This window comes from Streptomyces sp. NPDC004788 (genome assembly GCF_053601115.1).
Map to the genome: position 1 here is coordinate 1 of NZ_JBSGBF010000052.1, position 25997 is coordinate 25997.

The following is a 25997-nucleotide window of genomic DNA, read 5'->3' on the forward strand; positions in this document are numbered from 1 at the left end:
CAGCGTTCACGCTGGGACCAGGGGTCCTTTTGTTTTTCCTTGAATTTGTTGGAACGCGCGGCGGTGTGCCGGCTGCGCGAGAATGACTGCAGTACCCGAAGACAGGAGTCACGTCGATGTCCACCAACTCTCCCGACGACCGTCCGGAGCGTGAGCCGCGCCGCCGCGACGGTGGCGACCGGGGCGGCTTCCGTGGGCCGCGTCGTGACGACAACCGTGGCGGAGGCGGCTACCGCGGCCGCGATGACCGTCCCTCGTACCCCCGCCGTGACGACCGCCGCGACGACCGCCGTGATGACCGCCGGGACGACAACCGCGGCGGTGGCTTCCGTCGCGATGACCGGCGGGACGACCGCCGGGATGACCGTCCGTCGTTCCCCCGTCGTGACGACCGGCGTGATGACAACCGTGGCGGCGGCTACCGCGGCCGCGACGACCGTCCCGCGTACCCGCGCCGTGACGACCGTCGTGACGACCGGCGGGATGACCGCCGGGATGACCGTCCGTCGTACCCCCGTCGTGACGACCGGCGTGATGACAACCGTGGCGGCGGCTACCGCGGCCGCGACGACCGTCCCGCGTACCCGCGCCGTGACGACCGCCGTGACGACCGTCCCTCGTACCCGCGCCGCGACGACCGTCGCGATGACCGACGTGACGACCGCCGTGACGACCGTCCGTCGTACCCGCGCCGCGACGACCGCCGCGACGACCGACGTGACGACCGTCGCGACGACCGTCCGTCGTACCCCCGTCGTGACGACCGGCGTGATGACAACCGTGGCGGCGGCTACCGCGGCCGCGACGACCGTCCCGCGTACCCGCGCCGTGACGACCGTCGCGACGACCGGCGGGATGACCGCCGTGACGACCGTCCGTCGTACCCCCGTCGTGACGACCGGCGCGACGACCGCCGTGACGAGCGGCCCCGTGGCCCGCGGCGTGAGGACGACCGGCGTGGTGGCGGCGGGTTCCGTGGGCGGGACGACCGTCCGTCGTACCCGCGCCGTGACGACCGGCGTGACGACAGCCGTGGCGGTGGCTACCGGGGTCGTGACGACCGGGGCGGCTACCGTGGCCGGGACGAGCGTCCGTCGTTCCGCCGTGAGGACCGCGGGGACCGGGCGCCGCTGAAGCGCCTGCCGATCCCGCCGGAGGTCACCGGTGAGGAGATCGACCCGGACGTGCGGCAGGAGCTGATGAGCCTGCCCAAGGGTCTCGCCGAGGACGTCGCCCGCAACCTCGTCATGGTCGCCCAGCTGATCGACGACGAGCCGGAGAAGGCGTACGAGTACTCGCGCATCGCGCTGCGTCTCGCGTCCCGTGTCGCCGCCGTCCGTGAGGCGGCCGGCTTCGCCGCGTACGCGACGCAGAAGTACTCCGAGGCGCTGGCCGAGTTCCGGGCCGCCCGGCGGATGACCGGCAGCGTGGAGCTGTGGCCCGTCATGGCGGACTGCGAGCGCGGTCTGGGCCGGCCGGAGCGGGCCCTCGCCATGGCCGGTGAGCCCGAGGTGCAGAAGCTGGACAAGGCCGGGCAGGTCGAGATGCGGCTGGTGGCCGCCGGCGCCCGCCGGGACATGGGCCAGCTCGACGCGGCCATCGTGACCCTGCAGAGCCCCGAGCTGGCGTCCAGCGCCAACCACCCGTGGACGGCGCGCCTGCGGTACGCGTACGCCGACGCGCTGCTCGCGGCCGACCGCGAGCAGGAGGCGCGCGAGTGGTTCGCGAAGGCCCTTGAGGCCGACAAGGACGGCTCCACCGACGCCTCCGACCGCCTCGCCGAGCTGGACGGCGTCGAGTTCGTCGACGCGTTCGACGACTCGGACGAGGAGGACGTCCAGGAGGACGCCCAGGGCGAGGACTCCGAGCGCTCCGAGGACTCCGAGGGCACCGAGGACGACAGCAAGAGCTGACGTCCCGCGCACGTACGAAGGGCGGCACCCCACCAGGGGTGCCGCCCTTCGGCGTATCCAGGCGTCCAGGAGGCTCAGTCCAGCGCCAGGCTCCGCAGCACCAGGCCCGTCGCCGGCTTCGGGCCGAACGAGGTCGACTTGCGGGGCATCGTGACGCCCTGCCGGGCCAGGTCCCGTACGACCTCCTCCTTCACCGGGTGCATCAGGACCGCCGTGCCGCCGCGGCGTTCGGCCTGGGCGACGGCGGCGGCCGTGTCGTGGATGTAGGCGATGTCCTCGGGGTCGTCCGGGATGTGCCAGACGTGGTCGAGGAGGGTGGCGTGCAGGACGGTGGCGTCCAGGGTGCGCCAGAGCTCGGGGCGGTCGCCGCGGACCGTGCGGGCGAGGAGCTTCGGGTCGGGGCGGTCGAGGAGGTGGAAGGCGCCGTCGCCGGCGAGGACGAAAGCGTTGCCCTTCGCGGCCGCGGCGGCCAGGGCCTCCTGGGCGGCGGACAGCGGGCCGTCTATCCGCGTGACGCGGAAGCTGTCGCCGACGGCGGCCAGCGCGTCGGCAACCGGGAGCCGGCTGAGCAGGCGGTGGATGGCGCGGACCCGCAGCGGGTAGCGGACGGTGTCGACGAGCAGCACCAGGCCGCGGTTCCAGGGGCCGGGCGCGGCGTGCTCGTCGCGCAGCCGGAGGTAGGTCGCCCAGCGGTGGTGGCCGTCGGCGATGAGGGCCTGGTGGCGGGCGAGTTCGGTGGCGACGGCGGTGAGGTCGGCCGGGTTGGTGACCGCCCAGAGGCGGTGCCGGATGCCGTCCTCGGTGGTGGTGCAGAGCAGCGGCTCGCGCTCGGCGACGCGGTCGACGACGGCGCCCGCGCCGTCTCCGTCGCCGCGGTAGGTGAGGAGCAGCGGGTCCAGGTTGGCGGCCGTGGTGCGCATGAGGGCGGCGCGGTCCTCGACGACGTGCGGCATGACGTCCTCGTGGGGGAGGACGGTGCCCTCGCCGGGGGTGGAGAGTTCGAGGGCTCCGATGAGGCCGCGCTGGAGGATGCCTTCGCCCTGCTGCTCGTAGACGTAGAGCGCGGGCTCGGGGTCCGGGGCGAGGATGCCGTCGGCGAGCCAGCGGTCGAGCGTCACGGCGGCCTTGCGGTGCCGGGTGCCGGCGGTGATGGCCTGCGGGAGGATCAGCCGGACGATGTTGTGCGGGTCGAGGGACTCCAGGTGGTGCAGTCCGTCGGGCCGTACGACCACGTCGTACGGCGGGGAGGTCACGGCGGCGAGGCTGCCGACCCGTTCGGGGACGTACCTGAGGCCCCGGAAGGGGCTCAGGCGGAGACCGGGGGCGCGGACGTCGTCGGCCGCGTGACCTGAGGTGTTCATCTCGTCATCGTATGTGGGCGGTGGCCATGAGCGATGATCGGGGGAGCGGGGATTTGCCTGGGCGATGTGAGGAGTACATGACGATGACGGGATTCGGCCAGGACCGGCAGGACGGCCGCCAGGGCAGGAACCGGCCGGGTGGCAGTGCGCGCGCGCTGAGCGAGGCGTACGACACGGCGCTGCTCGACCTGGACGGGGTCGTCTACTACGCGGGCGGGAACGCGATCCCGTACGCCGTCGAGGCCCTTGAGGCGGCCCGCGGGGTCGGGATGCACCTGGCGTACGTCACCAACAACGCGCTGCGGACGCCGGACACGGTGGCGGCGCATCTGACGGAGCTGGGGCTGCCGACGGGGCCGGCGGACGTGATCACCTCGGCGCAGGCGGTGGCCCGGCTGGTGGCCGACGAGGTGCCGCCGGGTTCGCGGGTCCTGCTGATCGGCGGCGAGGGGCTGCGGGTGGCGCTGATCGAGCGCGGCCTGGTGCCGGTGGAGTCGGCGGACGACGACCCGGTGGCGGTGGTGCAGGGCTACGGGGGCCCGGAGACGCCGTGGAGCCGGTTCACGGAGGCGAGTTACGCGGTGGGGCGCGGGCTGCCCTGGTACGCGTCGAACACCGACCTGACGGTGCCCACCGCGCGGGGGATCGGGCCGGGCACCGGCGCGGCGATCGAGGTTGTCCGGATCGCGACGGGTGCCGAGCCGAAGGTCGCGGGCAAGCCGTTGCCTCCGATGCATCGCGAGACGGTGCTGCGGACCGGGGCGGAGAAGCCGCTGGTGGTCGGGGACCGGCTGGACACGGACATCGAGGGGGCCTTCAACGGCGGCGTCGACTCGCTGCTGGTGCTGACCGGGGTGACGGACGTGGCGCGGCTGCTCGCGGCGGTGCCGGAGCACCGTCCGACGTATGTGGCGGCGGACCTGCGGGGGCTGCTCGTGCCGCAGCCGGAGGTGGCCGACGGCGGGGACGGGGCGTTCTGGTGCGGCGGCTGGACGGCGTCGGTGAGCGGGGGAGCGCTGCTGCTCGACACCACCGGGGACGGGGACGGGGACGGGGACGGCGACGGGGCGGATGCGGCCGGCGCTCTTGATCCGCTGGACGGGGTACGGGCGTTGTGCGCGGCGGCCTGGACGGAGGCGGGCGCCGGGGCGTGTGGCCTGGACGCGACGAAGGCGCTGGAGCGGCTCGGCCTGGTGTGAGCGATGCGCGCGGGGTGCGGGCTCGGGCGTGGCTCCCGGGGCCGTACGCCCCGTCGGGAGGGCGGGCGCACCTCGTCCGGTGCGGGCTCGGGGCGTGGCCCCTGGGGCTGTGCCGCCCCCTCGGGAGGGCGCGCCCCGTCCGGTGCGGGCTCGGGGGCGTGGCCCCGGGCTGTACGCCCCGTCGGGGCGCACCCCGTCTCGTACGAGGGTCAGGGTAGGCTAACCTAACCTCGTGTTGGTCGAGAGTCCCTCCCGTGTGAGCGCGGAGCCGACTGGCCCTGACCGGAAACCGGCGCGCCGCAACTCGCTGCGGGCCGTGGGTCTTGTCGCGGCCGTCGGGGTCCTGCTGCTGGTCTGTGTCCTGAGCATCATGATCGGTGCCAAGCCGGTGCCGCTCGCCGACGTGTGGCACGGCCTGTTCCACAACAGCGGTATCCGCAACGACGTCGTCATCCACGACCTCCGGGTGCCCCGCACCCTGCTCGGGCTGCTCGTCGGACTCGCCCTCGGCCTGTCCGGCGCCGTCATGCAGGGCCTCACGCGCAACCCGCTCGCCGAGCCCGGACTTCTCGGCGTCAACGCCGGCGCCGCCGCGGCCGTCGTCTCCGCGATCGCCTTCTTCGGGATCACGGACGTCGACGCGTACGTGTGGTTCGCGTTCGCCGGTGCCGCCGTCGTCTCCGTCCTGGTGTACGTCCTCGGCGGCAGCCGCAGCGCCACGCCCGTGCGGCTCGCACTCGCCGGGACCGCGGCCACCGCCGCCCTCTACGGCTACGTCAACGCCGTACAGCTGCTCGACTCCGCGGCGCTGGACCGGCTGCGCTTCTGGACCGTCGGCTCGCTCGCCTCCGCGAACGCCGACACCGTCGCCCGGGTCGCCCCCTTCATCCTCGTCGGCGCCGTCCTCGCGCTGCTCATCGCCCGGCCGCTGAACGCCATGGAGATGGGCGACGACACCGCCCGCGCCCTCGGCGCGCACCTCAACCGGACCCGGATCACCGCGATGGCGGCCGTGACCCTGATGTGCGGCGCGGCGACCGCGGCCTGCGGGCCGATCGTGTTCCTCGGCCTGATGGTCCCGTACATCGTGCGCTCGATCACCGGGCCCGACATGCGGTGGATCCTCCCGTACGCGGCCGTGCTCGCGCCCGTCCTCCTCCTCGGCTCCGACGTGATCGGACGCGTCGTCACCCGCCCCGCCGAGCTCCAGGTCGGCATCGTCACCGCGCTCATCGGCGGACCCGTCTTCATCCACCTCGTCCGCCGCAAGAGGATGGCCCAGCTGTGACGACCAAGACCTTGCGGATCGGCGGCGGTCCCTCCGCACGCGGCGGTCTCTCCGTACGCTACGAGCCGCGGGCCCTCCTCGGCGTCCTCGGCCTGTTCGTCCTCTCGCTCGGCGCGGCGGTCGTGCTCATCGGCAGCGGCGACTTCCCGCTCGCCCCGAGCGACGTCGTCAGCACGCTGCTCGGCAACGGCACGCCCGTGCAGGAGTTCGCCGTGATGGACCTGCGGCTGCCGCGCGTCCTCGTCGGCGTCTTCGTCGGCGCCGCGCTCGGCATCGGCGGCGCGGTCTTCCAGTCGATCTCCCGCAACCCGCTCGGCAGCCCCGACTTCATCGGCTTCGGGCAGGGCTCCACGGTCGGCGCGCTCGTCGTCATCATCCTCTTCCAGGGCAGCGCCCTGGCCGCGGCCGGCGGCGCGATCGCCGGCGGACTCGTCACGGCCGTCGCGATCTATCTGCTCGCCTGGAAGCGCGGGGTGCACGGCTACCGCCTGGTCCTCGTCGGCATCGGCGCCGCCGCGATGCTCACCGCCGTCATCCACTACCTGCTCACCAAGGGACAGCTCGTCGACGCGACGCGCGCGGTGGTGTGGATGACCGGCTCGCTGGACGGGCGGGACTGGGACCAGTTCTGGCCGCTGTTCGGCGTCAGCTGTGCGCTGCTGCCGCTGATCCTCGGGCACGGGCGGGCGCTGCGGATGCTGGAGATGGGCGACGACGCGGCGTACGCGCTCGGCGTGAAGGTCGAGCGGACCCGCATCGTGCTCATGGGCGCGGCCGTGCTGCTCGTGGCCGTCGCCACCGCCGCCGCCGGCCCCATCGTCTTCGTCTCGCTCAGCGCGCCCCAGCTGGCCCGCCGGCTGACCCGCTCGCCCGGACCGAACCTGGCCGCCTCCGCGCTGATGGGTACGGCGGTGCTGCTCGTGGCCGACTGGGCCGCCACGCACGCGTTCGGGGAGCGGCAGCTGCCGGTGGGTGTGGTGACGGGGGTGCTCGGCGGGTGCTACCTGCTGTGGCTGCTCGTCGGCGAGCGCAGGGCGGGGCGGGTATGACCGGGCCGGGTACGGCCGGGTCGCGTACGAGCGGGCCGGGTATGGCCGGGCCGGGTACGACCACCGAGAACACGATCAGGAGCAAGGGTATGCAGCAGTCGCCGAGGCTGAGCGCCGAGTCGGTCACGCTCGCCTACGACCAGCGGGTCATCGCCCGCGATCTGTCCGTCGCGATCCCCGACCACTCCTTCACCGTCATCGTCGGCCCCAACGCCTGCGGCAAGTCCACGCTGCTGCGCGCGCTGTCCCGGATGCTCAAGCCGACGCGGGGACGGGTGCTGCTGGACGGACAGGCGATCCACTCGATGCCCGCGAAGCAGGTCGCCCGGACCCTCGGGCTGCTTCCGCAGTCCTCCGTCGCGCCCGACGGCATCACCGTCGCCGACCTCGTCGCCCGCGGCCGCTACCCGCACCAGGGGCTCCTTCGCCAGTGGTCGCCCGAGGACGAGCGGGTCGTCCAGGAGTCGATGGCCGCGACGGGCGTCGCCGAACTCGCCGAGAGGTACGTCGACGAGCTGTCCGGCGGCCAGCGGCAGCGGGTCTGGATCGCGATGGCCCTCGCCCAGCAGACGCCGCTGCTGCTGCTCGACGAGCCGACGACCTTCCTCGACATCCAGCACCAGATCGACATCCTCGACCTGTGCGCCGAACTCCACGAGACCCAGGGCCGCACGCTCGTCGCCGTCCTCCACGACCTCAACCACGCGGCCCGGTACGCCACCCACCTCATCGCTTGCCGCGACGGCGAGGTCGTCGCCGAGGGCCCGCCGGGCGAGGTCGTCACGGCCGAGCTGGTCGAGCACGTCTTCGGGCTGCGCTGCCAGGTCATCGAGGACCCGGAGACGGGGACGCCGCTGGTCGTGCCGGCGGGCCGGAAGGCGCGCAGGCCCGCACTGCAGTCCCGCTAGGGCTTGTCGGGCGGACGGGTCCTCAGGCGGCTCAGAGGAGGGAGCGGAGCCGGAGCAGGTCGCGGAACCCGGCCTCCAGGCCCACCCGGCCCGAGGCCCACGCCTTGGCGAAGTTCAGCCGGCCGTCGACCATCGCCACCAGGTCGTCGCCGGTCATCCGGAGGCGGATCTGCGCCTTCTCGCGGGGCGGGCCCGGGACCGTGTCCTCGACCTCGATACGGCCCTCGGCCATGCGCCCGGTGAAGGTCGTGTCCAGGTCGGTGAGGTGGCAGCTGAGGGTGCGGTCGAGCGCGGCGGCGCCGCGCACGTCGCCGTCGGCCCGCGCCAGGTTGTCCGAAAGCCTGCTCAGTGCCGCACGGCACTCGGTGATCGTCGCCATCGTGGGTCGACGGTACCCCAGGGCTTCGATGTAGCGTCGGGGCATGAGCGATGCGACACCCGAGGCCCCGGCCCCGGCCCAGGCTCCGGCCCAGGCCCAGGCCCAGGCCCCGGTCCTGGTCCCGGCACCGGTCCCGGGCGGAGTGCCTGACGAGCCGGCGCAGGGCGACCCGTACGAGGCCGCCGGGCCCGCGCCGCTCGGGGTCGTACGGACGCCCACCGGACGCCCTGCCGTCGACGCGCTCCTCGACCGGCTCGGTGCCGCGGACGACCTCACGGCGGACGGACACCTCGACGTGTACGAGGATGTACACCGTGGGTTGCGCGCCGAGCTGACCGCGCTCGACGCCGCGCCCGCCCCCGCACCCCGTCCGTACGACAACAGGAGCTGAACCGAACGTGGCAGGACCGGCACGCCGCCGTCTCGACGCCGAGCTGGTACGGCGCAAGCTGGCGCGGTCGCGCGAGCACGCCAGCCAGCTGATCGCCGCGGGTCGGGTGACCGTCGGCAAGACCGTCGCCACCAAGCCCGCCACCCAGGTCGAGACCGCCGCGGCCATCGTCGTCGCGCAGGACGACACCGACCCCGACTACGTGTCGCGCGGCGGCCACAAGCTGGCCGGCGCGTTCGCCGCGTTCGTGCCGCGGGGGCTGCGGGTCGAGGGCCGGCGCGCGCTCGACGCGGGCGCCTCCACCGGCGGCTTCACCGACGTGCTGCTGCGCGCCGGCGCCGCCCATGTCGTGGCCGTCGACGTCGGCTACGGGCAGCTGGCCTGGTCGCTGCAGAGCGACGAGCGGGTCACCGTCAAGGACCGCACCAACGTGCGGGAGATGACCCTCGACGACATCGACGGCATCCCCGTCGACCTCGTCGTCGGCGACCTCTCCTTCATCCCGCTCGGGCTCGTGCTGCCCGCCCTGGTCGCCTGCACCGCGCCCGACGCGGACCTGGTGCTCATGGTCAAGCCGCAGTTCGAGGTCGGCAAGGAGCGGCTCGGTTCGGGCGGTGTGGTGCGCAGCGCCGAACTGCGCGCCGACGCCGTCAAGAACGTGGCCCGGCGGGCCGGCGAGCTCGGCCTCGGTGTCGTCGGCGTCACCGCGAGCCCGCTGCCCGGCCCGTCCGGCAACGTCGAGTACTTTCTGTGGCTGCGGGCCGGGGCGCCCGCCCTCGATCCGGCGGAAGTCGACCGCGCCGTGGCGGAAGGACCTCGTTGAGCACACCTTCGAGCACGTCAACCGAAAACACCGAGAGCAAGCGGGGTGACGGGGACGGGAGCCGTACCGTCTTCCTGCTCGCGCACACCGGCCGACCGGCCGCCGTGCGCAGCGCCGAACTCGTCGTCCTCGGCCTGCTGCGCAGCGGCCTGGGCGTCCGCGTCCTGGCGGCGGAGGCGGCCGACCTGCCGCTGCCGCCGTCCGTCGAGCAGGTCCCGGAGGGCTGCCCCGACGCGCTCGACGGCTGCGAACTCCTCGTCGTCCTCGGCGGCGACGGCACGCTGCTGCGCGGCGCCGAGTTCTCCCGCGCCTCCGGCGTGCCGATGCTCGGCGTCAACCTGGGCCGGGTCGGCTTCCTCGCCGAGGCCGAGCGCGACGACCTCGACAAGGTCGTCGACCGGGTCGTCACGCGGGCGTACGAGGTCGAGGAGCGGATGACGCTCGACGTCGCCGTGTACGAGAACGGCGACGTGCTGCACCGCGACTGGGCGCTCAACGAGGCCGCCGTGCAGAAGGTGTCCCCGGAACGGATGCTGGAGGTCGTCCTCGCCATCGACGGACGTCCGGTGACCGGCTTCGGCTGCGACGGCGTCATCTGCGCGACCCCGACCGGCTCGACCGCGTACGCCTTCTCCGCCGGCGGCCCGGTCGTCTGGCCCGAGGTCGAGGCGCTCCTCATGGTCCCGATCGGCGCGCACGCGCTGTTCGCCAAGCCGCTCGTCACCACACCCGACTCGGTCCTCGCCGTCGAGGTCGAACCGCACACCCCGCACGGCGTCCTGTGGTGCGACGGCCGCCGCACGGTGGAACTCCCGGCCGGTGCCCGCGTCGAGATCCGCCGCGGCGCGATCCCGGTCCGCCTGGCCCGCCTCCACCACGCGTCCTTCACGGACCGGCTGGTGGCGAAGTTCGCCCTGCCGGTGTCGGGGTGGCGGGGGGCGCCGCACTGACCGGTGCCGGGCCGCCGTGGCCCGGCACCGTGCCCGGTCGCGGGCGCACCTCGATGCCCGCATGCGCGGGGAGCACCACATCCGTATCCCGGCCCACACGGCGGGACCGGGCCGTCCCCGTCGCGGCGGGGAGCCGCACGGGTCAACGAGCCGGCAACCGAAGAGGCACGCGTCACGTCGCCGACCAGCACATTCACCGCTGGGTGGGGGCGACGTGGCACCAGGCGGGGAAAACCTCGTATGGTCTGGGGCGTGCTGGAGGAGATGCGGATACGGTCGCTGGGTGTCATCGACGACGCCGTCGTCGAGCTGTCGCCCGGGTTCACGGCGGTGACGGGCGAGACCGGTGCGGGCAAGACCATGGTCGTGACCAGCCTCGGGCTGCTGCTCGGCGGGCGCGCCGATCCGGCGCTCGTGCGGATCGGGGCGGGGTCGGCCGTCGTCGAGGGGCGCATCACGCTGCCGCCGGGCGCGCCGGTCGTGGCGCGGGCCGAGGAGGCGGGGGCGGAGCTCGACGACGGCGCGCTGCTCGTCACCCGTACCGTGTCCGCCGAAGGACGCTCCCGTGCGCACCTGGGCGGTCGGTCCGTGCCCGTGGGCGTGCTCGCGGAGCTCGCCGACGAGCTGGTGGCCGTGCACGGCCAGACGGACCAGCAGGGCCTGCTGAAGCCGGCCCGGCAGCGCGGGGCGCTCGACCGGTACGCGGGCGAGGCGGTGGCCGTGCCGCTGGCCGCGTACACGGAGGCGTACAAGCGGCTGCGGGCCGTCAGCGCCGAGCTGGAGGAGATCACCACGCGGGCCCGGGAGCGGGCGCAGGAGGCGGATCTGCTGCGCTTCGGGCTCGGGGAGATCGAGGCGGTGGAGCCGCGGCCCGGTGAGGACGTGGAGCTGGCCGCCGAGGCGGAGCGGCTCGGGCACGCGGAGGCGCTGGCGTCCGCCGCCGCGCTCGCGCACGCGGCGCTCGCCGGACAGCCCGAGGACCCGGAGGCCGTGGACGCGACGACGCTCGTGGCCGGGGCGGGCCGCGCCCTGGAAGCCGTACGGGCGCACGATCCGGCGCTGGCCGCCCTCGCCGAACGGATGGGGGAGATCTCCATCCTGCTGGCGGACGTGGCCGGGGAACTCGCCGGGTACGCCGACGACCTCGACGCCGACCCGATCCGGCTCGCCGCCGTCGAGGAACGGCGCGCCGCGCTCACCCAGCTCACCCGCAAGTACGGCGAGGACATCGCGGCCGTGCTCGCGTGGGCCGAGCAGAGCGCGACCCGGCTCACCGAGCTCGACGGCGACGACGAGCGCATCGAGGAGCTGACCGCCGAGCGCGACCGGCTGCGCGACGAGCTGTCGGCGCTGGCCCAGCGGCTCACCGACGCGCGGACGGAGGCGGCCGACCGGTTCGCCGAGGCCGTCACCGCCGAACTCGCCTCGCTCGCCATGCCGCACGCGCGGGTGTCGTTCGCGATCCGGCAGACCGAGGACCCGGACGGCGTCGAGGTGGGTGGCCGCCGGGTCGCGTACACCCCGTCCGGCGCCGACGAGGTCGAGCTGCTGCTCGCCCCGCACCCGGGCGCGCCGCCGCGGCCGATCGCCAAGGGCGCGTCGGGCGGTGAGCTGTCCCGGGTGATGCTCGCCGTCGAGGTCGTCTTCGCCGGTACGGACCCGGTGCCGACGTATCTCTTCGACGAGGTCGACGCGGGCGTCGGCGGCAAGGCGGCGGTCGAGATCGGCCGCCGGCTCGCCAAGCTCGCCAGGACCGCGCAGGTCGTCGTCGTCACCCACCTGCCGCAGGTGGCGGCCTTCGCCGACCGCCAGCTGCTGGTCGAGAAGACCAACGACGGCTCCGTCACGCGCTCGGGCGTCACCGTCCTGGAAGGCGAGGAGCGGGTCCGCGAACTGTCCCGGATGCTCGCCGGCCAGGAGGACTCCGAGACGGCGCGGGCGCACGCCGAGGAACTGCTGGCGGCGGCGCGCGCCGACGGCTGATCCGCTGCTGCTGCTGCTGCTCGCCTCGCCGGGTTCGCTGTCGGCTGGTCCGGGCTCGCTCGGGCTCGCTCGGGCTCAGGGGGTGGGGATGTACGCCACCACCCCCTGGCCGGGCCCGGAAACGCCGGCGACCCGGCGGCGCGCCACGTCGTACGCCCACGCGTAGGTCGAGACCTTCTTCTCTATGGAGAAGTGCTTGCCCGTCGCCGAGTCGAGCACGGTGTGGAACTCCTCCATGAGCTCCTCCCAGACCGCCGACGTGAAGTCCGCGTCGGTCCAGCCGTACAACGCCTTCAGTTCCCGCTTCACCGCGGAGAAGAAGGACTGCGGCTCCCGGGCGGGCGTGCCGACCCGCACCCCGCGCTCCGCGAGCCACGTGCGCAACTCCTCCGGCGCGTCCAGCCACTTGTCCGGGCTGTCCCGCAGCTCGGCGTAGTCGACCCAGGCCCAGAAGCTCTCGGCGTCGGCGACGTCGGGTGCCTCGGCGTGATGGGTGGGGCACAGCAGGGCGAAGTTCCGCACATCGAGCGATCCGCCGAGCGCCTCGGGCACCACATGGCAGCGCTCGACCGGCTTCCCCCAGCAGACCAGGCAGGCCGGCTCGTCGAGGCCCAGGTACTCGGTGATGGCCTTCAGCGTGGGCTTGGACCTGCGCTCGGCGGGGTTCTTCTCGCGCGGCTTCAGACCCAGCCTGCCCGCGTCGTAGCCGTAGTCGCTGCCGTCGTCGGGGTAGCCGATCACCAGGGTCGGCGGGATGTCGTCGCGCTGCCGGCCGGTGTTGCGGACGTGGAAGAGCGGGGTGCTGAGCTCGGTCAGGTACTGCAGCAGATAGCCCATGCCGAAGTCCCGCATCAGCTCGTAGGCGTCGTGGTCGTAGCCCCCCGCCGAGTTCCGGTGGCCCTGGATGTCCAGAAACAGCATGCGCGGCGCCCCCGGAGACTGCTTCTGCGCCATCCGCACGCACTCGAAGAGGCGCTGGGCGCAGCGCTCGAAGTTCTCGTACACCTTCATGTCGTGGTAGATCGCCACGCCCTCGGACGCCGCCCCCGACCCCTTGCCCGACTGCCTCCGGGTCTGCTGACGCGGTTTCTTCGCCATGTCCCCTCCCAGGTGGTGCTCTCTCCTCGACAGCCTGGCAGCCGCCACTGACAGGTCATTAGGCTGACCGCCATGATCAGGACACGCGGCAGGGCCGCCTCCCTCACCGTGGCCGCCGGCGTGGCCCGTGTCGCCTACGAGGGGCTGCGGCGGCTGCGTGATCCGCGGTGGGAGCGGACCAACCACGCCGGGCGGGCCGTCGGTCTGCACGCGGGGCCCGCGACCGCGCTCGGGGCCGCGGCCGGGACGGCCGCCGCCGGGAGCCCGCTGGGGGCGCTCGCGGTGCTCGTGGCGGGGGCGTGCGGGGCGTACGACGATGCGTACGGGGACCACCGGCGCGGGTTCCGGGCGCACCTGGCGGCGTTGCGGGACGGCGCGGTGACCAGCGGGGCCGTCAAGCTGTTCGGGATCGGCGCCGCCGGGCTGCTGGCCGGGGCGGTGCTCAAGGAGCGTGCGGTCGACAAGGTGCTCGCCGGCGTCGTCGTCGCCGGGACCGCGCACCTCGTCAACCTGGTGGACGTACGGCCGGGGCGGGCCGGGCTCGTCGTGCTCGGGCTCGCGGCGCCCGGGCTGCCGCGCACGCCGGTCGCCGCCGCCCCCATGGGCGCCGTCGCGGCCGTGCTCTCCGACGACCTGGCCGAGCGGACCATGCTCGGCGACACCGGCGCCCACGCCCTCGGCGCGGCCGTCGGCACGGCCGTCGCCGCGTCCAACGGGCGGGCCGGGCTCGCCGTCCACGCGGCCGGGCTGCTCGCGGCCGCCGCGTACGGGGAGTTCCGGTCGAGTTCGGCGGAGTTCCGGTCGAGTTCGGGCGATCTTCACTCGTGTGAGTGATCCCCGTCGGTAAGTTGGGGTCGCCGACACGGCAACGACGTCACTTCGGTGCCGGAACGTGCGTACGGACTGGCATCCTTGGGCGCGTGACACAGCTCCGTACGGTCCAAGTGCTGGGCGGCGGCAGCGCGGGAAGCAGCGCCCACGTCAGATCACTTGCCTCGGGGCTCGTGGCGAGGGGCGTGCGGGTGACCGTGTGCGCCCCGCCCGAACTCGACCACGTCTACGACTTCGCGGGCGCCGGCGCACGCTTCGTGCCCGTGGCGAGCGTCGGCGCGCTGCGCAACGCCTGCATCGGCGCCGACGTCGTCCACGCGCACAACCTCGACGCCTCCGTCCGGGCCTCGCTCGCGCTGTCCGGCGGCCCCGGGCCGCGCACCCCGCTCGTCACCACCTGGCACACCCGCAGCCAGCTCGCCGGGGCCCGCGCCCGGCTCGCACGGCTCCTGGAGCGAAGGGCCGCGCGGGCGGCGGCCGTCGTCCTCGGCACCTCCTCCGAACTCGTCGACCGCGCCCGCCGCCGCGGCGCCCGCGACGCGCGCCTCGCCCCCGTCACCGTTCCCGCCTGCCGCGCGCCCGTCTGTCTCCACGACGGCAAGGCCCGCGCCGAACTCGGCGCCGTCGACCGGCCGTTGCTGATGGCCGTGGGCGCGCTGGAGCCGGGGCGCGGGTACGGGATGCTGCTCGACGCGGCGCGGGTCTGGCGGGACCTGGACCCGCAGCCGCTGCTCGTCATCGCGGGCGAGGGCCCCGAACGGGCCGCGCTCCAGCGGCGCATCGAGACGGAGGCGCTGGGCGTCCGGCTCATCGGGCGCCGCGACGACGTCGCCGAGCTGCTCGCCGCGGCGGACGTCGCGGTGCTTCCCTCTCGCTGGGAGGCCCGCTCCCTGCTCGCCCAGGAGGCGCTGCGGCTCGGCGTGCCGCTCGTCGCGACGGCCGTGGGCGGAGTCCCGGAGCTGGTGGGGGACGCGGCGGAGCTCGTGCCGTACGGGGACGCCGCCGCCATGGCGCGGGCCGTGCGGGGGCTCCTGGACGACACCGACCGGCGGATGGACCTGGCGGCGGCGGGGCGGGTGCAGGCGAGGACGTGGCCGACGGAGGACGAGACGGTGGCGCACGTACTGAGCGTGTACGACGAGCTGACGGGGCGCTGACGCTGCCGCTTGGGTGGGCCGCGCCACCGCCGCCCCCGCCCGTGTGGGCGGTGCCCACAAACCTCCGCCGGGTGGGCGGGGCCCACAAACCTCCGCCGGGTGCGGGCCGTGGGCGGTGCCCATGAACCTCCCGCGGTTACGCGGCAGGGGCGGTGCCCGCAGACGGCCTACCCCGTGTGCCGCCTCGCCCTCAGCGCCAGGCTCAGCGCCAGTACCGTCTGGGGGTCGTCGAGGTCCGTGCCGAGCAGTTCCGAGATCCTCGCCAGGCGGTTGTAGAGCGTCTGGCGGTTGAGGTGGAGTTCGCGGGCGGTCTCGGCCTTGCGGCCCGCGTGCGCCAGGTAGGTCTCCAGGGTCGGCAGGAGGGGCGGCCGGGAGGTGCGGTCGTGGTCGCGGAGGGGGCCGATGGCGCGGTCGACGAAGGCGGCGAGGTCGGGGTGGTCGCGCAGGCGCCACAGGAGCAGGTCCGTGTCGAGGCGGCGGGCGTCGTACCAGGGGAGGTCGCTCAGGCCCTGGGCCGCCGTCGCGGTCTCCGCCGCGTGGCGGAGACCCGCCGAGGCCGCCGCCCAGCCGCCCGCGACACCGACCACGACGACCGGGGGGTGGACGCCCGCGCGTTCCAGGCCGGCCCGCTCCACGCCGGCGCGCAGGGCGGCGGCGACGCGGTCGGCGACCGCCGTGCGCTCGGATTCCGAGCGCAGGCCGAGCAGCAGCGGCACCCGGCCCTCCACCGGGCGGACGCCGAGCAGCACCGGGACGCCGACCGCGGAGAGCTCCTCGAGGACCGCCCGCGCGAGCAGCGCCCAGTTGCCCGACGGGGAGAGCTCGGAGGCGAGCCGCATCACGACGGGGAGCAGCGGGCCGTCGCCCGGCTTGAAGCCCAGCACCCGGGCCTGCGCCGGCGCGTCCTCGGCCGCGATCCGGCCCTCGGCGAGGTCGGTGAGGAAGTCGCCCCGGCCGCGCGCGGCCAGCTCCTCCTCCTGGCGGGCCTGCATCAGGACGACGGCCAGCAGCCCGGCCGCGCGCTCCGCCGCCATCCGGTGCACGGGGGAGAGAGGACCCGAGACCGACAGCAGGACGAGGCGCGCCCGCACCGACGAGCTGCCCGGCCCGCCGCCCGGCACGTCCACGAGCACCGCCCCCGTCGGCGGCCCCGACTCCCGCGCCGCCCGCTGCCCGCGCAGCCCGTCCCAGACCTGGAGCGGGTCGGCGGGCTCGGACTCGGTGCCCGCCGCGTACAGGAGCTGGCCGTCCGCGGTCTCCAGGAACACCGGGTTGAGCGAGAAGTCCGCCAGGATCCGCAGCACCTGCGGCACCCCGCCGCCGCCGAGCAGCGCCTCGGTGCACTGGCGGTGGACCTCCTCGGCCTGCCGGAGCAGGGCGTAGTGGCCGTTGACGATCTCGGTGTGGATCTCCTCCGTCACGGCGACGAAGGGCACCTCGCGGTGCAGCTGGACGAGGGGCAGGCCCGCCGTCCGCGCCGTCTCGACGATCGTCGCGGGCAGCCGCGCGAACCGCGGGCCGAGCTCCACCACCAGCGCGGCGATGCCCCGCTCCGCGAGCCGCCGCACGAAGGCGCGCTGCTCCGCCGGGCGGGTGCCGAGCCCCATGCCGGTCGTGAGCAGCAGCTCGCCGCCCTTGAGCAGCGAGGCGATGTTCGGCACCTCGCCGGCGTGCACCCAGCGCACGGTGCGGTGCAGCCGGTCGGCGCCCGCGACGACCTCCGGGAGTCCGCCGCGCAGCCCCGGGAGTTCCAGCGCCCGCTGCACGGTGATCCCGCCCTGACGTTCCATGGACATGGGCGGACGCTACCCGCCGGAGCCGTCACCGCGACATCACCACGACGTTAACGGGGCGGACAGTTCGTACACGCAGGCGACAACTCGTCGCCCCCTGGCGGGAATTGTGCGACCGGATGTCGATTGTGGCCTACGTCACCCAAGAGGATGCTCTCGCGCCATGGCAGAGAACCCCACCCCAGCGCCGGCCCCGCCCGGGTCCACCCCGGCCGGGCAGCAGGCCCCTCAGGTCCAGCGGCTCAAGGCGAACTCCGTCGGCCTCGTCGGCGTCGTCTTCATGGCGGTCGCCACCGCCGCGCCGATCACCGCGATGACCGGCAACCTCCCCATCGCCGTCGGCTTCGGCAACGGCGCCGGCGCCCCCGCCGGCTATCTCTTCGCGACCGTCGTCCTGACCGTGTTCTCGGTCGGCTACGTCGCCATGGCCAAGCGGATCACCGCCGCCGGCGCCTTCTACGGCTACATCTCGCACGGCCTCGGCCGGATCGCCGGCATGGCCTCCGGCATGCTCGCCGTCCTCGCGTACATCGTCTTCGAGGCCTCGATCGTCGGCGTCTTCGCCTACTTCGCCAAGACGACGGTGGCCGCCCAGCTCGGCGTGGACCTGCCGTGGATCGGCTACGCGGCCGTGATGCTCGCGGTCACCGCCGTCCTGTCGTACTTCGACATCAACCTCACCGCGAAGGCGCTCGGCGTGATGCTGGTCGCCGAGATCGCGGTCCTCTTCGCCGTCGCCACCGCCGTCCTGATCGCCGGCGGCGGCCCCGACGGCATCCCGGCCTCGCCCATCAACCCGAAGAACGCCTTCACCGGCGCCTCCGCCGGGCTCGGCCTCTTCTTCGCCTTCTGGTCGTGGGTCGGCTTCGAGTCGACCGCGATGTACGGGGAGGAGTCGCGCGACCCCAAGCGGGTCATCCCGCGCGCCACGCTCATCTCCGTCGTCGGCGTCGGCCTCTTCTACATCTACGTGTCGTGGATGACCATCGCCGGCAACGGCCTGGCCGGCTCGGTCAAGCTGGCCGCGTCCGCCGCGCCGCTCGACCTGTTCTTCGCGCCGACGAAGTCGTTCATCGGCGGCTGGGCCGTCGACGCCTTCCAGTGGCTGCTGCTCACCGGCTCCTTCGCCTGCGGCATGGCCTTCCACCAGTGCGCGGCCCGCTACCTCTACGCCATCGGCCGCGAGGGCTTCCTGCACCCGGCGCTCGGCCGCACCCACGCGCGGCACGGCTCGCCGTACATCGCCTCCTTCGTGCAGAGCGTGATCGCCGTGATCCTCGTCGGTGCCTTCTGGCTGACCGGCCAGGACCCGTACATCCACCTCTACACGCTGCTGGCGATCCTCGGCACGATGGCGATCCTCATCGTGCAGACGCTCTGCTCCTTCGCCGTCATCGGCTACTTCCGCAAGAACCACCCGGAGGACCGGCACTGGTTCAAGACCTTCACCGCGCCGCTCCTCGGCGGCATCGGCATGATCGCCGTCGTCGTCCTGTTGGTCATGAACATGGAGACCGCGGCGGGCCTCGCCGCCGACTCGCTGTTCTTCAAGGCCATCCCGTGGACCGTCGGCGCCGTCTTCGTCGGCGGCCTCGCCCTCGGCTGGTACCTCAAGCTCCGGCGCCCCGAACGCTACGAGATCATCGGCCGGATCGTCCTGGAGGACGCCGCCGAACGCACCGACGACAGCGGCACCCCGAGCCCCGCACCAGCAGCCCACAGCTGACACCACACCGGCTGACCCTCACCAGCGGACACCTCACCCCCTCCAGGAGCGCCCCATGGCACGCACCAACCCGATGCACCTCCTGAAGCGCCTCGCCGCCGAGCACGCCGACGCCCGACGGCTCCACCTCCCCGTCGGCGAACTGCGGGAGATGCGGAACGACGCCCTCGGGCGCCGCACCCTCCTCAAGTACGCCGCCGCCGCGGGCATCGCCGTCTCCGCGGGCACCGCCGTCGCCGCCCCGGCCGCCGCCCGCGCCGCCACCCCCGCCCGAGTCGCCGTCGTCGGCGCCGGCATCGCCGGCCTCACCGCGGCCCTCACCCTCCAGGACGCCGGCCTCAGCCCCGTGCTCTACGAGGCCAACCCCGGCCGGGTCGGCGGCCGGATGTACAGCCAGCGCGAGCACTGGGCGTACGGGCAGACCTCCGAGATCGGCGGCGAGCTCATCGACACCAGCCACAAGAAGATGCTGGAGCTCTGTCGCCGCTTCAACCTCGCCACCGAGGACTTCCTCGGCGGCGGGCCCAACGGCGCCGAGGAGGTCCTCTGGTTCAACGGCGGCTACTACCCGCGCGCCCAGGCCGACGAGGACTTCAACGCCGTCTACCAGCAGCTCCACCGCGACCTGCTCGACGCGGGCGAGGTGAAGTGGAACCAGACCACGCCCACCGGCACCGCCCTCGACAACATGACGCTGTACGACTGGATCGAGAGCCGCGTCCCCGGCGGGCACACCTCACCGCTCGGCCGCTTCTTCGACGTCGCCTACAACGTCGAGTACGGCGCCGACACCGTCGACCAGTCCTCGCTCGCCCTCGTCCTGCTGATGGGTTATCAGACCAATCCCGGCAACTTCAACATCTGGGGCCTGTCCAACGAGCGCTACCACATCGTCGGCGGCAACGACCGCCTCCCGAACGCCATCGCCGGGGCGCTGAACCCCGGCACCCTGCGCATGGGCTGGTCCCTCGACGCCGTACGGGCCAACTCCGACGGCACCCAGACGCTCACCTTCACCGAGGCGGGCACCACCCGCACCGTCACCGCCGACCACACGATCCTGTGCGTGCCGCTGCCGATCCTCCAGCGGCTCGACCTCAGCCGGGCCGGCTTCGACCCGCTGATGACGAACCTGCTGCGGGACGCCCGCATGGGCTACTGCACCAAGCTCAACATGCAGTTCGCCACCCGCCCCTGGCGCGGCACCGGACCCTGGCCCGGGGTCTCCTCCGGCGACTGCTTCACCGACAGCGAGGTGCAGCAGACCTGGGACACCACCAAGGTCCAGGGCGGCACCGGCGGCATCCTGCTCCAGTACGGCGGCGGCACCCTCGCCAAGTCCCTCGCCCCGGCAGGCCCGTTCGACTTCGAGTCCGACCCGTACGTGCGGGACCTCGCCACCCGCTACCTCAAGGACGTCGACGCCTTCTTCCCGGGCACGTCCCGGGCCTGGACGGGCCGCGCCCAGCTGTCCGCGTGGCACCTCAACCCGTACTCGCTCGGCGCCTACTCGTACTGGCCGGTGGGCTACCTCCACCGGTACGCGGGCTACGAGGGCACCGCGCAGGGCAACATCCACATCGGCGGCGAGCACTGCAGCTACGACTTCCAGGGCTTCATGGAAGGCGGCGCGACCGAGGGCGAGCGCGCGGCGAAGGAGGTGATCGCCGCGCTCAGGTAGCCCCGCCGGCTCAGGCCGCGGCCGGCGCGATGTTGTGGTTGAAGCGGAAGACGTTGTCGGGGTCGTACTCGGCCTTCACCGCGGCGAGCCGGCGGAAGTTGCCCTCCCCGAAGGAGGAGACGACCCGCTGCTCGCCCTCCGCACCGGTGAAGTTCAGATACGTCGCGCCGACCGACCACGGCTGCGCGTCGGCCCGCACGTCCTGGACCCACTGCCGGGCCCGCGCGTCGAGCGCCGGGTCCTCCCAGGTCGCGAACGGGTGCACCGCCCAGGGCGCGGTGCGCCACGGCTGCGGGTACTCGGACGGGCCGGCGGCCACGGCCCCGCCCATCAGGAACAGCACGTGCTGGGTGGCCGTGGGCATCGGCATCGCCGCGCCGCGCGCGCAGAAGACGTCCACGGCCACGTCCGGGAACTCCGTCAGGTACTCGGCCGACCAGTAGTTCCGCAGCCCCGGCGGGTCGTCCATCATGCACTGCAGGTCCACGTACGGGATGTCCGTGACGATCTCGATCACCGGCTTCAGCGCGAACAGCGGCGCCGCGAGCTCGCGGACCTCCTCCACCGGACCGGCGTACGTGAGCAGCGTGCCGCAGACCAGCTTGCCGACCAGGTCCTCAGGCACGAACGGCTGCGGCGGCGCCGGCAGCATGATGGCGCCGCCGCCCACCTCGTCCGGCGCGCCCAGGCCGATGTCCCGGAAGGTCCGCACGACCTCGGGCGCGTTGTCCGGCAGGAAGAACAGCATCGCCATGCTCATCCGCGGCAGCGGGTGCAGCCGCAGCGTCAGCGAGGTCGCCACCCCGAAGTTGCCGCCTCCGCCGTGCAGCGCCCAGAACAGCTCCGGGTTCTCCTCGGCGTCCGTGTGGACGTGCTTGCCCTCCGCGGTGATCAGCTCGGCGGCCAGCAGATTGTCGCTCGCGAGGCCGAACTTCCGCTCCAGCCAGCCCGATCCGCCGCCCAGGACGAAACCGCCCACGCCGGTGGTGGACGCCCGGCCGCCCGTGGTCGCCACGTGGAACGGCTGGCAGGCGTGGTCCAAGTGGGCCATGGTGGCGCCGCCCTCGACCCGTACGGTCATGTTCTCCGGGTCGGCCACGACGGCGTGCATCCGGCGCAGGTCCACCACCAGGGCGCCGTCGATCACCGAGGACCCGGCGACGCTGTGACCGCCGCCGCGCACCGCGATCGGCAGCCCCTCCTGGCGGGCGAAGAGGACCGCGTTGGAGACGTCCGCCGGGGTCGCGCACTGGGCGATCACCGCGGGACGCCGGTCGATCATGCCGTTGTGGATCGTCCGGGCCTCGTCGTACCCCGGATCACCGGGCAGGTACACCTCACCGGCCAGATCCTCGCGGAGCCCGGCCAGCGCGCTGTCCGGAAGGGCGGTCTGGGGAGCCATGACGTTGCCCCCCTTTCGTTGGGGGGACAGGACTCCTTCATCGTAGGTCCGGGTCCCGTCCCCCGCGTGTCGGACGGCTCAGCCCCCGTACGCCCCCGAGGCCGTCAGCCGCAGCGCCGTGTCGATCAGCGGCACGTGGCTGAACGCCTGCGGGAAGTTGCCCACCTGCCGCTGCAGCCGCGGGTCCCACTCCTCGGCGAGCAGCCCCAGGTCGTTGCGGAGCGCCAGCAGCCGCTCGAAGAGCTTGCGGGCCTCGTCGACCCGGCCGATCATCGCCAGGTCGTCGGCCAGCCAGAACGAGCAGGCCAGGAACGCGCCCTCGTCGCCCTCCAGGCCGTCCACGCCCGCCTCCGCGCCGGCGGTCGGATAGCGCAGCACGAAGCCGTCCTCGGTGGACAGCTCCCGCTGGATCGCCTCGATCGTGCCGATGACCCGCTTGTCGTCCGGCGGCAGGAAGCCCATCTGCGGGATCAGCAGCAGCGAGGCGTCCAGCTCCTGGGAGCCGTAGGACTGGGTGAAGGTGTTGCGCTCCTTGTCGTAGCCCTTCTCGCAGACGTCCCGGTGGATCTCGTCGCGCAGCTCCTTCCAGCGCTCCAGCGGGCCGTCGGCGTCACCGGACTCGATCAGCTTGATCGTGCGGTCCACCGCCACCCAGGCCATCACCTTGGAGTGCACGAAGTGCCGGCGCGGACCGCGCACCTCCCAGATGCCCTCGTCGGGCTGGTTCCAGTGGGTCTCCAGGTAGTTGATCAGCTTGATCTGGAGCAGCGAGGCGTAGTCGTTGCGGGACAGGCCGGTCATGTGGGCCAGGTGCAGGGCCTCGGTGACCTCGCCGTACACGTCCAGCTGGAGCTGGCCCGCGGCTCCGTTGCCGACCCGGACCGGGCCGGAGTTCTCGTACCCCGGCAGCCAGTCCAGCTCCGCCTCGCCGAGCTCGCGCTCGCCGGCGATGCCGTACATGATCTGCAGGTTCTCCGGGTCGCCGGCCACCGCGCGCAGCAGCCAGTCCCGCCAGGCGCGGGCCTCCTCGCGGTAGCCGGTGCGCAGCATGGAGGAGAGGGTGATCGCCGCGTCGCGCAGCCAGGTGTAGCGGTAGTCCCAGTTCCGTACGCCGCCGATCTCCTCCGGCAGCGAGGTCGTGGGGGCGGCGACGATGCCGCCGGTCGGCGCGTAGGTGAGCGCCTTGAGGGTGATCAGGGAGCGGACCACGGCCTCCCGGTAGGGCCCGTGGTACGTGCAGTGCCCGACCCACTCGCGCCAGAAGTCGGCGGTCGCCTCCAGGGAGCCCTCCGGGTCCGGCAGCGGCGGCGGCTCCTTGTGCGAGGGCTGCCAGGAGATCGTGAAGGTGATCCGGTCGCCGGGGGTGACGGTGAACTCGGAGTACGTGGTCAGGTTCCGGCCGTGGGTCTCGACGTCCGCGTCCAGCCAGACCGAGTCCGGACCGGCGACGGCCACCGTGCGCTCGCCGACCTTGTGCACCCAGGGCACCACCCGGCCGTAGCTGAACCGCATGCGCAGGCTGGAGCGCATCGGCACCCGGCCGCTGACGCCCTCGACGACCCGGATCAGCTGCGGGGCGCCGTCACGCGGGGGCATGAAGTCGGTGACCCGGACCGTGCCGCGCGGGGTGTCCCACTCGGACTCCAGGATCAGCGAGTCGCCCCGGTAGCGCCGCCGGTCGGCGAGCGGCACGGGGGTGTTCTCAGGGGTCGCGGGGCCGACTCTCCAGAAGCCGTGCTCCTCGGTGCCGAGCAGTCCCGCGAAGACGGCGTGCGAATCGAAGCGGGGCAGGCAGAGCCAGTCGACACTGCCGTCCCGGCAGACCAGGGCGGCGGTCTGCATGTCTCCGATGAGTGCGTAATCCTCGATGCGCCCGGCCACGTGCTTTCACTCCAGACAGAACGGCCACGTCCGCCCCGACGGGGGCGACGACTTACTGGTCAGCGGTCAATCAGCGGTCAAGGGATCGTTGACGAGCTCTTGGCACCGGTTGACTTGGCGGGGGTGGTGCCGTGCCGGTCCGGCTCGGCAGCGCGTGTCCGTGCAGGATACGACGCACGTGGTGAGCGGCGGAGCCGTGCACGTCACAGCGTTGCGCCGATCGGGTGAACAGGTCTTGACCTCACCGGTACCAGGATGCCTGGGCGCGTACCGGCTCTCCCGCGCGCCCGGCGTGTCGCGGACCGTGTGCACCCGACTGCCCCGTGTGGCCGGAAGCGGTCTCCCGATGTCGCTGATACCCTGGTACCCCGTGGACCGGTGGGAAACGGCGAGAGCCGAGGACCCCGCAACCGCAGCGACGGCACCCCCCGATTCTTCCGGAGGGGACGCCGGTACGCACCTCCAGAACGCGACCACGGGAGCCCCCTCTTGGCGATGCCGCCCAACACCACGACGACCAAGCACATCTTCGTCACCGGGGGTGTCGCCTCCTCCCTCGGCAAGGGCCTGACCGCCTCCAGCCTGGGTGCGCTTCTCAAGGCCCGGGGCCTGCGGGTCACGATGCAGAAGCTCGACCCGTACCTGAACGTCGACCCCGGCACGATGAACCCGTTCCAGCACGGCGAGGTGTTCGTCACCAACGACGGCGCCGAGACCGACCTGGACATCGGCCACTACGAGCGCTTCCTCGACGTCGACCTCGACGGCTCGGCCAACGTCACCACCGGCCAGGTCTACTCGCAGGTCATCGCCAAGGAGCGGCGCGGCGAGTACCTCGGCGACACCGTGCAGGTCATCCCGCACATCACCAACGAGATCAAGTCCCGGATCCGCCGCATGGCCACCGACGACGTCGACGTCGTCATCACCGAGGTCGGCGGCACGGTCGGCGACATCGAGTCGCTGCCGTTCCTGGAGACCGTCCGCCAGGTCCGCCACGAGGTCGGCCGCGACAACGTCTTCGTCGTGCACATCTCGCTGCTGCCCTACATCGGCCCGTCCGGCGAGCTGAAGACGAAGCCGACCCAGCACTCGGTCGCCGCCCTGCGCAACATCGGCATCCAGCCCGACGCGATCGTGCTGCGCGCCGACCGCGAGGTCCCGACCGCCATCAAGCGCAAGATCTCGCTGATGTGCGACGTCGACGAGGCCGCGGTCGTCGCCGCCATCGACGCCCCGTCGATCTACGACATCCCGAAGGTCCTGCACACCGAGGGCCTGGACGCCTACGTCGTCCGCAAGCTCGACCTGCCCTTCCGCGACGTCGACTGGACCGTCTGGGAGGACCTCCTGGACCGGGTGCACAACCCGGAGCACGAGGTCACCGTCGCCCTCGTCGGCAAGTACATCGACCTGCCCGACGCCTACCTGTCGGTGACCGAGGCCATGCGGGCCGGCGGCTTCGCCAACAAGGCCCGGGTCAAGGTCAAGTGGGTCACCTCCGACGACTGCAAGACCCAGGCCGGCGCCGAGAAGCAGCTGAGCGACTGCGACGCGATCCTCATCCCCGGCGGCTTCGGCGACCGCGGTGTGTCCGGCAAGGTCGGCGCGATCCAGTACGCCCGCGAGAACAAGGTGCCGCTGCTCGGCATCTGCCTCGGCCTGCAGTGCATCGTGATCGAGGCCGCGCGCAACCTGGCCGACATCCCCGAGGCCAACTCCACCGAGTTCGACCCGGCCACCGCGCACCCCGTCGTCTCGACGATGGAGGAGCAGCTGGCGTACGTCGAGGGCGCGGGCGACCTGGGCGGAACGATGCGCCTGGGCCTCTACCCGGCGAAGCTCGCCGAGGGCTCGGTCGTCCGCGAGACCTACGCCGGCGAGCCGTACGTCGAGGAGCGCCACCGTCACCGCTACGAGGTGAACAACGCGTACCGCGCGGAGCTGGAGAAGAAGGCCGGCCTGGTCTTCTCCGGCACGTCCCCGGACAACAAGCTCGTCGAGTTCGTCGAGTACCCGAAGGACGTCCACCCCTACCTGGTCGCCACCCAGGCGCACCCGGAGCTCAAGTCTCGCCCGACCCGCCCGCACCCGCTCTTCGCGGGCCTGGTGAAGGCGGCCGTCGAGCGCAAGACGGGCAAGACGGCCAAGTAGCCGCCGGGGGTTAACGTTGCCGGGGTACGG

Annotated in this window: 21 protein-coding genes; 15 read left to right on the forward strand and 6 right to left on the reverse strand. The window is 73.3% G+C overall.

Annotated elements, in window-relative coordinates; translation table 11 throughout:
• Positions 1–1134 (forward strand): hypothetical protein (locus ACWEJX_RS22345; protein ID WP_451609217.1); only part of this gene is annotated, 1134 nt, incomplete at its 5' end.
• 5 nt (positions 1135–1139) lie between these two features.
• On the forward strand, positions 1140–1913 hold the full coding sequence (locus ACWEJX_RS22350; protein WP_451609211.1) for a hypothetical protein: 774 nt from the start codon (positions 1140–1142) through the stop codon (positions 1911–1913).
• Between the two features lie 74 nt (positions 1914–1987).
• On the opposite strand, the gene ACWEJX_RS22355 is transcribed toward ACWEJX_RS22350, so the two are convergent.
• Entirely contained in the window at positions 1988–3274 is a 1287-nt protein-coding gene (locus ACWEJX_RS22355; RefSeq protein WP_451609170.1) for a DUF1015 family protein, read from the reverse strand.
• A gap of 83 nt (positions 3275–3357) precedes the next feature.
• Here ACWEJX_RS22355 and ACWEJX_RS22360 point away from each other — a divergent pair, with 83 nt between their 5' ends.
• From ACWEJX_RS22360 to ACWEJX_RS22375, 4 genes are all read left to right on the forward strand, one after another.
• The gene (locus ACWEJX_RS22360) at positions 3358–4473 is read left to right on the forward strand and encodes an HAD hydrolase-like protein (protein ID WP_451609212.1); all 1116 of its coding nucleotides are present in this window, start codon (positions 3358–3360) and stop codon (positions 4471–4473) included.
• Positions 4474–4705: 232 nt separating this feature from the next.
• Positions 4706–5761: a FecCD family ABC transporter permease gene (locus ACWEJX_RS22365; protein ID WP_451609171.1), complete on the forward strand. Its 1056-nt coding sequence runs from the start codon at positions 4706–4708 to the stop codon at positions 5759–5761.
• On the forward strand, positions 5758–6810 hold the full coding sequence (locus ACWEJX_RS22370; RefSeq protein WP_451609172.1) for a FecCD family ABC transporter permease: 1053 nt from the start codon (positions 5758–5760) through the stop codon (positions 6808–6810). Before ACWEJX_RS22365 ends, ACWEJX_RS22370 begins: the two co-directional genes overlap by 4 nt.
• Positions 6811–6899: 89 nt before the next feature.
• Positions 6900–7718, forward strand: a complete 819-nt coding sequence (locus ACWEJX_RS22375; RefSeq protein WP_451609173.1) for an ABC transporter ATP-binding protein — start codon at positions 6900–6902, stop codon at positions 7716–7718.
• A gap of 31 nt (positions 7719–7749) precedes the next feature.
• Here ACWEJX_RS22375 and ACWEJX_RS22380 read toward each other — a convergent pair whose 3' ends face one another.
• A complete protein-coding gene (locus ACWEJX_RS22380; protein WP_451609174.1) occupies positions 7750–8097 on the reverse strand; it encodes an SCP2 sterol-binding domain-containing protein in 348 nt (115 codons plus the stop codon).
• 43 nt (positions 8098–8140) lie between these two features.
• Here ACWEJX_RS22380 and ACWEJX_RS22385 point away from each other — a divergent pair, with 43 nt between their 5' ends.
• The 4 genes from ACWEJX_RS22385 to recN all read left to right on the forward strand — a co-directional run bounded on the left by ACWEJX_RS22385 (position 8141) and on the right by recN (position 12244).
• Positions 8141–8488 carry a hypothetical protein gene (locus ACWEJX_RS22385; protein WP_451609175.1) on the forward strand — a complete coding sequence of 116 codons (348 nt, stop codon included), beginning with the start codon at positions 8141–8143 and terminating at the stop codon, positions 8486–8488.
• Positions 8489–8495: 7 nt separating this feature from the next.
• Positions 8496–9311 (forward strand): TlyA family RNA methyltransferase, encoded by an 816-nt coding sequence (locus tag ACWEJX_RS22390; RefSeq protein ID WP_451609176.1) that lies wholly within the window; start codon positions 8496–8498, stop codon positions 9309–9311.
• Positions 9308–10261, forward strand: coding sequence for an NAD kinase (locus tag ACWEJX_RS22395; protein ID WP_451609177.1), 954 nt, complete (start codon positions 9308–9310; stop codon positions 10259–10261). The genes ACWEJX_RS22390 and ACWEJX_RS22395 overlap by 4 nt, the downstream gene beginning before the upstream one ends.
• 240 nt (positions 10262–10501) lie before the next feature.
• On the forward strand, positions 10502–12244 hold the full coding sequence (gene recN / locus ACWEJX_RS22400) for a DNA repair protein RecN (protein WP_451609178.1): 1743 nt from the start codon (positions 10502–10504) through the stop codon (positions 12242–12244).
• Between the two features lie 75 nt (positions 12245–12319).
• Here the strand turns inward: recN and ACWEJX_RS22405 are convergent, their stop codons facing one another.
• Positions 12320–13342: an HNH endonuclease gene (locus tag ACWEJX_RS22405; protein ID WP_451609179.1), complete on the reverse strand. Its 1023-nt coding sequence runs from the start codon at positions 13340–13342 to the stop codon at positions 12320–12322.
• Between the two features lie 72 nt (positions 13343–13414).
• On the opposite strand from ACWEJX_RS22405, the gene ACWEJX_RS22410 reads away from it, so the two are divergent.
• Together ACWEJX_RS22410 and ACWEJX_RS22415 are read left to right on the forward strand one after the other, a co-directional pair.
• Entirely contained in the window at positions 13415–14176 is a 762-nt protein-coding gene (locus ACWEJX_RS22410) for a hypothetical protein (RefSeq protein ID WP_451609180.1), read from the forward strand.
• Between the two features lie 86 nt (positions 14177–14262).
• Positions 14263–15330: a glycosyltransferase family 4 protein gene (locus ACWEJX_RS22415; RefSeq protein ID WP_451609181.1), complete on the forward strand. Its 1068-nt coding sequence runs from the start codon at positions 14263–14265 to the stop codon at positions 15328–15330.
• Positions 15331–15497: 167 nt separating this feature from the next.
• Here ACWEJX_RS22415 and ACWEJX_RS22420 read toward each other — a convergent pair whose 3' ends face one another.
• Positions 15498–17120 carry a PucR family transcriptional regulator gene (locus ACWEJX_RS22420; RefSeq protein ID WP_451609213.1) on the reverse strand — a complete coding sequence of 541 codons (1623 nt, stop codon included), beginning with the start codon at positions 17118–17120 and terminating at the stop codon, positions 15498–15500.
• A 166-nt stretch (positions 17121–17286) separates the two neighbouring features.
• Here ACWEJX_RS22420 and ACWEJX_RS22425 point away from each other — a divergent pair, with 166 nt between their 5' ends.
• Both ACWEJX_RS22425 and ACWEJX_RS22430 read left to right on the forward strand, forming a co-directional pair.
• Positions 17287–18849: an APC family permease gene (locus tag ACWEJX_RS22425; protein WP_451609182.1), complete on the forward strand. Its 1563-nt coding sequence runs from the start codon at positions 17287–17289 to the stop codon at positions 18847–18849.
• 55 nt (positions 18850–18904) lie between these two features.
• Positions 18905–20530 (forward strand): flavin monoamine oxidase family protein, encoded by a 1626-nt coding sequence (locus ACWEJX_RS22430; RefSeq protein WP_451609183.1) that lies wholly within the window; start codon positions 18905–18907, stop codon positions 20528–20530.
• Positions 20531–20540: 10 nt separating this feature from the next.
• Here the strand turns inward: ACWEJX_RS22430 and ACWEJX_RS22435 are convergent, their stop codons facing one another.
• Together ACWEJX_RS22435 and ACWEJX_RS22440 are read right to left on the reverse strand one after the other, a co-directional pair.
• Positions 20541–21932, reverse strand: a complete 1392-nt coding sequence (locus tag ACWEJX_RS22435; RefSeq protein WP_451609184.1) for an FAD-binding oxidoreductase — start codon at positions 21930–21932, stop codon at positions 20541–20543.
• Positions 21933–22010: 78 nt separating this feature from the next.
• Complete coding sequence (locus ACWEJX_RS22440; protein ID WP_451609185.1) at positions 22011–23813, reverse strand: glycoside hydrolase family 15 protein; 1803 nt, start codon at positions 23811–23813, stop codon at positions 22011–22013.
• Between the two features lie 495 nt (positions 23814–24308).
• On the opposite strand from ACWEJX_RS22440, the gene ACWEJX_RS22445 reads away from it, so the two are divergent.
• Positions 24309–25967 (forward strand): CTP synthase, encoded by a 1659-nt coding sequence (locus tag ACWEJX_RS22445; RefSeq protein ID WP_451609214.1) that lies wholly within the window; start codon positions 24309–24311, stop codon positions 25965–25967.
• The last annotated feature ends 30 nt before the right edge of the window (positions 25968–25997 follow it).

What these genes read in the sequence shown, in the direction of transcription:
- ACWEJX_RS22445 (WP_451609214.1), top strand. Translation starts at nt 24,309, where the DNA reads ATGCCGCCCAACACCACGACGACCAAGCACATCTTCGTCACCGGGGGT.
- ACWEJX_RS22360 (WP_451609212.1), top strand. Translation starts at nt 3,358, where the DNA reads ATGACGGGATTCGGCCAGGACCGGCAGGACGGCCGCCAGGGCAGGAAC.
- ACWEJX_RS22385 (WP_451609175.1), top strand. Translation starts at nt 8,141, where the DNA reads ATGAGCGATGCGACACCCGAGGCCCCGGCCCCGGCCCAGGCTCCGGCC.
- recN (WP_451609178.1), top strand. Translation starts at nt 10,502, where the DNA reads ATGGTCTGGGGCGTGCTGGAGGAGATGCGGATACGGTCGCTGGGTGTC.
- ACWEJX_RS22375 (WP_451609173.1), top strand. Translation starts at nt 6,900, where the DNA reads ATGCAGCAGTCGCCGAGGCTGAGCGCCGAGTCGGTCACGCTCGCCTAC.
- ACWEJX_RS22410 (WP_451609180.1), top strand. Translation starts at nt 13,415, where the DNA reads ATGATCAGGACACGCGGCAGGGCCGCCTCCCTCACCGTGGCCGCCGGC.
- ACWEJX_RS22435 (WP_451609184.1), bottom strand. Translation starts at nt 21,932, where the DNA reads ATGGCTCCCCAGACCGCCCTTCCGGACAGCGCGCTGGCCGGGCTCCGC.
- ACWEJX_RS22425 (WP_451609182.1), top strand. Translation starts at nt 17,287, where the DNA reads ATGGCAGAGAACCCCACCCCAGCGCCGGCCCCGCCCGGGTCCACCCCG.
- ACWEJX_RS22380 (WP_451609174.1), bottom strand. Translation starts at nt 8,097, where the DNA reads ATGGCGACGATCACCGAGTGCCGTGCGGCACTGAGCAGGCTTTCGGAC.
- ACWEJX_RS22430 (WP_451609183.1), top strand. Translation starts at nt 18,905, where the DNA reads ATGGCACGCACCAACCCGATGCACCTCCTGAAGCGCCTCGCCGCCGAG.
- ACWEJX_RS22355 (WP_451609170.1), bottom strand. Translation starts at nt 3,274, where the DNA reads ATGAACACCTCAGGTCACGCGGCCGACGACGTCCGCGCCCCCGGTCTC.
- ACWEJX_RS22420 (WP_451609213.1), bottom strand. Translation starts at nt 17,120, where the DNA reads ATGGAACGTCAGGGCGGGATCACCGTGCAGCGGGCGCTGGAACTCCCG.
- ACWEJX_RS22405 (WP_451609179.1), bottom strand. Translation starts at nt 13,342, where the DNA reads ATGGCGAAGAAACCGCGTCAGCAGACCCGGAGGCAGTCGGGCAAGGGG.